Origin of the sequence: Pseudomonas sp. CAN1 (assembly GCF_030462585.1) — a bacterium.
GTDB lineage: Bacteria > Pseudomonadota > Gammaproteobacteria > Pseudomonadales > Pseudomonadaceae > Pseudomonas.
In genome coordinates this window covers 1-5,446 of the sequence record NZ_JASMRU010000076.1, presented here as the reverse complement: position 1 = coordinate 5,446, position 5,446 = coordinate 1, and the positions used below count along the sequence as shown (strand labels likewise).

Sequence of the window (5,446 nt, the reverse complement as noted above, 5' to 3'; positions counted from 1 at the left end):
CTCCAGCCTCTCCGCCGATACCGGCCAGCGCATGGTCGGCAAGGTCGGCGAGATCAACCAGGCGATCCTCGCCACCGTCACCGCCGCCGGGGAACTCTCCAGCCGCGAGGAGGAAAACCTGCGCTACCTGGACGACGTCACCGGCGACATCCTGCAGAACCTCTCGCGCAACCTCGAAGAGCTGGCCGCCAGCGCCGGCGAGCTGCAGCACGACACCCGCGTCACCCAGGGTGATATCCAGGAAATCATCGTCAGCCTGCAGTTCCAGGACCGCAGCGACCAGATCCTCGACCACCTGCAACTGGACATCGATCGCCTGCGCCAGGCCGTGGTCGCCCAGGACGCATCGCTGACCCAGCCGCAGCGCTGGCTCGGCGAGATGCGCAGCCAGTTCACCACCGACGAAGAACGCAGCGCTCGCCCGGCAGCTCGCGCGGCTTCGGCGGAAGTCACCTTCTTCTGATCTTCAATCGCCCATTTGCGGAGCCCACCATGGCCAAGACCATCCTCATCGTCGACGACTCCCTGTCCATGCGTCAGCTGGTGAAAATGACCCTCACCGGCGCCGGCCACCAGGTCATCGAGGCCGTCGACGGCCGCGATGCGCTGAGCAAGCTGTCCGGGCAGAAAGTCCACCTGATCATCAGCGACGTGAACATGCCCAACCTTGACGGCATCGGCCTGGTGAAGGAGGTCAAGGCCCGCGCCGAATACCGCTTCACGCCCATCGTCATGCTCACCACCGAAAGCGAGCAGGGCAAGAAGGCCGAAGGCCAGGCGGCCGGGGCCAAGGCCTGGATCGTCAAGCCGTTCCAGCCGGCGCAGCTGCTGTCCGCCGTCGACCGGTTGGTGGGTTGAGATGACGCCGCTCAGCCGTGACCCCGAAGGCCGCCTCGCCCTGGCCGGCAACCTGACCATCTACGAGATGGGCCACGCCAGCGCAGCCCTGCGCGAGGCGGTGCTCACCGCCCGCATCGAAGTGGCCGACCCGTGGCGGCTGGACCTTTCCGCCGTTGAGGAGATCGACACCGCCGGCGTGCAGCTGCTGCTGTCCCTGCGCAAGCAGCTGCAGCGCCACGGCGCGCACCTGACCCTGCTCAACCCCAGCGCGGCGGTGCGCCAGATCATCGACCTGCTGCGCCTGCACCTGGCGCTGCCCACCGAGGCCTGAAGCGATGCTCGACGGCGAACAATGGAGCCAGCTGTTGCGCGGCTTCATCGACGAAGCCCGCGACCTGGCGCGACAGGCCGAGGAATGCCTGCTGCAACTGGATGCCGAACCCGGCGATGGCGAAGCGATCACCCGGCTGTTCCGCGCCATGCATACGCTCAAGGGCTCGGCCGGGCTTTTCTCGCTGCTGCCGCTGGTGAACTTCACCCACCACCTGGAAAACCTGCTGATGGCGGTGCGCGACGGCGAGCGCGTGCTCACTGCCGAACTGGTGTCGCTGATGCTGCGCTGCCTGGACGAGATCAGCTCGATGATCGAGCTGATCGACCCGGCCAGCGGCGAACTGAATGTCGACCCGGAGCACCAGCAGGAGCTGCTCGACAGCCTCGCGCGCCTGCTCGGCGGCGAGCCGCTGCTGATTCCCGCGGTCGAGCTGGAGTGCGCCTCCCGCGGCCAGCTGGACGCCTGCGCCCAGTGCGACGCCCAGGGCGCCTGGCACATCTCGCTGCGCTTCGACGGCGAGCTGCTGCGCAACGGCTTCGACCCGGCGTCTTTCGTCCGCTACCTCGGCCGCCTGGGTGACGTGCTCTGCCTGACGCTGCTGGACGACGCCGTGCCTGCGCTGGAAGAGCTGGACGCCGAAACCTGCTACATCAGCCTGGAGATCGCCCTGTGCTCCTCGGCGAGCAAGGCCGAGATCGAGGACGTCTTCGAATTCATCCGCGACTTCTGCACCCTGCGCATCCTGCCGCCGGGCAGCCTGGTCGAGGACTACCTGGCGCTGATGCGCGAGCTGCCCGAAAGCGACGAACGCATCGGCGCCATCCTGGTTGCCAGCGGCCTGCTCACCGAGCACGAACTGGTCCAGGGGCTGGAGCTGCAGGCGCAGCAGACTGCCGAGAGCAAGCCGCTGGGCAGCGTGCTGGTGGAAGAGGGCATGGTGCCGCCGCAGGCGGTGACCGCTGCCCTGGCTCGCCAGCAGGCGGTGCGCGAGCGCGCGCCGGAAAGCCAGATCCGCGTCGCCGCGCACAAGCTCGATGAGCTGATCAATCTGGTCGGCGAGCTGGTGATCAGCGCCGCCGCCGCGCAACTGCACAGCCAGGACAACGGCGATGCCGCCAGCATCGAGAGCGCGCAGACGGTGAACCGCCACGTCGAGCTGATCCGCGAGGCGGCGCTGAAGCTGCGCATGATCGAGATCGGCGAGACCTTCTCGCGCTTCAACCGCGTGGTGCGCGATGTCAGCCAGCAGCTGGGCAAGAAGATCCGCCTGGATATCCAGGGCGCCGACACCGAGCTGGACAAGTCGGTGATCGACAAGCTCGCCGACCCGCTCACGCACCTGGTGCGCAATGCCATGGACCACGGCATCGAGTCCGCCGAGCAGCGCGTCGCGGCGGGCAAGCCGGCGGAAGGCCTGTTGCGCCTGAACGCCTTCCACGAGTCCGGCACCATCGTCATCGAGATCAGCGACGACGGGCGCGGGCTGGACACTGCGCGCATCCGCGACAAGGCCGTCGAGCGCGGGCTGATCGAGGCGGGCGCGGCATTGTCGGATGCCGATGTGCAGCGGCTGATCTTCGCCGCCGGCTTCTCCACCGCCGACAGCGTCTCCGATCTCTCCGGCCGTGGCGTCGGCATGGACGTGGTGCGCAGCGCCATCGAAGCCCTGCGCGGCAGCATCGAGATCGACTCCGTGCATGGCCAGGGCTGCACCTTCCGCATTCGCCTGCCGCTGACCCTGGCGATCATCGATGGCTTCCGCGTCGGCCTGGGCGAGGAGCAGTTCGTCGTGCCCCTGGGCCTGGTCACCGAATGCCTGGAGCTGCCGGCGCACAGCGTCGATGGCAGCAGCGGCTACATCGAGCTGCGCGGCAGGCCGCTGCCGTGCATCGACCTGGCCGCGCACTTCGGCCTGCCGGCCAGCGGCAGCCGGCGGCGCAACGTCGTCGTGGTCAACCACGCGCGGCAGCAGGCCGGGCTGATAGTCGACAGCCTGCACGGCGAGCTGCAGACCGTGATCAAGCCGCTCGGGCTGCTGTTCCAGCACCTGAAGGGCATCGCCGGTTCCACCATCCTCGGCTCCGGGCAGGTCGCCCTGATCCTCGATATCGCCACGCTTTTCGCCACCCTGAAAAACCCTTCCACCCCGGACAGCCATACGCGCACGGACACCGCCGCGCAGGAGCCCCACCATGAACTTCATCCGTAACCTGCGCATCGGCGTGCGTCTGCTCGCCGGCTTCACCCTGGTGGTGCTGCTGACCACTGCCGTCGGCGCGCTGGGCATCTTCAACCTGGGCAAGGTCAACGACCTCTCCGACCAGATGTACAACCGCGAGATGCTGGCGCTGGACGCTATGCAGAGCGCTAACCTGAACCTGGTCTACATCGGCCGCCACCTGCGCAGCTCGCTGCTGGCGACCACGGTGGAAGAGCGCGAGGCGCCCATCGCCCAGGTGCAGCAGGCGATCAAGGCGCTGCACGAGAGCCTGGAAACGGCGCGCCCAAGCTTCGTCAGCGACGAGGCCAAGGCGCGCCTGGCACAGCTCGACGAGCAACTGGCGGCCTACGAGAAGACCGCCCTGCACGTGCTCGAACTGAACAAGAGCAGTGGCCACCTCAACGAGGCCAGCGATGCCATCGCACTGCTGCCGCAACTGCGCCAGCTGAGCAACGCCGCCGACGACAACATGGGCAACCTGGTGCAGCAGAAGAAGACCCGTGCCCGCCAGGCCAACGATGACATCACCGCCATCTACCAGGGCTCGCGCCTGCAGATGATCGTGCTGGTGCTGATCGCCGCCGGCCTGGGCTTCCTCATTGGCATCCTGGTCACCCGCAGCATCACCCGTCCGCTGAACCGCGCGGTGAGCGTGGCCAACAGCCTCGCCGAGGGCGATCTCAGCGTGCAGGTGGAGGTCGACAGCCGCGACGAAACCGGTCGCCTGCTCGGCTCCATGGCGCACATGACCGAGCGCCTGCGCAGCGTCATGGGTGACGTGCGCAGCGCCGCCGATGCGCTGTCCTCGGCCTCCGAGGAGGTCAGCGCCACCTCGCAGTCCCTCAGCCAGGCCGCCACCGAGCAGGCCGCCAGCGTCGAGGAGACCACTGCGTCAGTGGAGCAGATGTCCGCCTCCATCGCGCAGAACACCGAGAGCGCGCAGATCACCGACGGCATCGCCGGCAAGGCCGCCAACGATGCCGTCGACGGCGGCCGCGCGGTGCGCGAGATGGTCCAGGCGATGAAACAGATCGCCGACAAAATCGGCATCATCGACGACATCGCCTACCAGACCAACCTGCTGGCGCTCAACGCCGCCATCGAGGCCGCCCGCGCCGGCGACCACGGCAAGGGCTTCGCGGTGGTTGCCGCGGAAGTGCGCAAGCTGGCCGAACGCAGCCAGGTGGCCGCGCAGGAAATCGGCGGCGTGGCGAGCAACAGCGTGGAGCTGGCCGAACAGGCCGGGCGCCTGCTCGACGAGATCGTGCCGAATATCCAGAAGACCTCCGACCTGGTGCAGGAAATCACCGCCGCCTCCCAGGAGCAGAGCAGCAGCGCCGGGCAGATCAACATCGCCATGGGCCAGATGAACCAGATCACCCAGCAGAACGCCTCGGCCTCCGAGGAGCTGGCCGCCACCGCCGAGGAGATGAACGCCCAGGCCAGCCAGTTGCAGGAGCTGATCGGCTACTTCCGCCTGGAGGAAGCCGCTGCTGCGCGCAGCACTCGTCGTGCTCCGGCACCGGCCGCCGTGCGTGAGCAACCGCTGCGCCATGCGCGCAAACCGGCGCCGGCGCTGATGGACGAAGGCCAGTTCGTCAGCTTCAACTGACGCGGAGGAGGGACCATGGACAACCTTCAGGACGCCGCCGTGCAGCACCTGTCGTTCCGCGTGCGCCAGGCGCGCTACGCGCTGCCCATCGAGCTGGTGCGGGAGATCATCGAGTACGGCCAGGTCACCGGCGTACCGATGATGCCCAGCTTCATCCACGGCGTGATCAACCTGCGCGGCAACGTGGTGCCGGTGCTCGACCTCGCGGCGCGCTTCGGCATGCCGCTGAGCGTGCCGGACAAGCGCACCTGCATCGTCATCATCGAACTGCCGCTGGCCGAGGCGCAGCAGCGCATCGGCCTGGTGGTGGACGCGGTGGACGCGGTGCTCGACATCGAGGCCGGGAGCATCGAGCCGGCGCCGCCGTTCGGTGCCGGCATCCGTACCGAGTTCATCGCCGGCATGGCACGCAACGACGCGGGCTGCACCATCATCCTCG

General features: G+C 68.0%; 5 protein-coding genes and 1 pseudogene. All 6 read left to right on the top strand.

Annotation, left to right across the window (positions count from 1 at the left end):
* A pseudogene (locus tag QO207_RS31135) lies at window positions 1-463 on the top strand (chemotaxis protein); the annotation flags it as partial.
* A gap of 29 nt (window positions 464-492) precedes the next feature.
* A complete protein-coding gene (locus QO207_RS31130) occupies window positions 493-858 on the top strand; it encodes a response regulator (RefSeq protein WP_301536097.1) in 366 nt (121 codons plus the stop codon).
* A 1-nt stretch (window position 859) separates the two neighbouring features.
* Window positions 860-1,171, top strand: coding sequence for a lipid asymmetry maintenance protein MlaB (locus tag QO207_RS31125; protein WP_301536096.1), 312 nt, complete (start codon window positions 860-862; stop codon window positions 1,169-1,171).
* A gap of 4 nt (window positions 1,172-1,175) precedes the next feature.
* Complete coding sequence (locus QO207_RS31120; RefSeq protein ID WP_301536095.1) at window positions 1,176-3,383, top strand: chemotaxis protein CheA; 2,208 nt, start codon at window positions 1,176-1,178, stop codon at window positions 3,381-3,383.
* Window positions 3,367-5,007 (top strand): methyl-accepting chemotaxis protein, encoded by a 1,641-nt coding sequence (locus tag QO207_RS31115; protein WP_301536094.1) that lies wholly within the window; start codon window positions 3,367-3,369, stop codon window positions 5,005-5,007. The genes QO207_RS31120 and QO207_RS31115 overlap by 17 nt, the downstream gene beginning before the upstream one ends.
* Window positions 5,008-5,022: 15 nt before the next feature.
* Window positions 5,023-5,446 (top strand): chemotaxis protein CheW (locus QO207_RS31110; protein ID WP_301536093.1); only part of this gene is annotated, 424 nt, incomplete at its 3' end.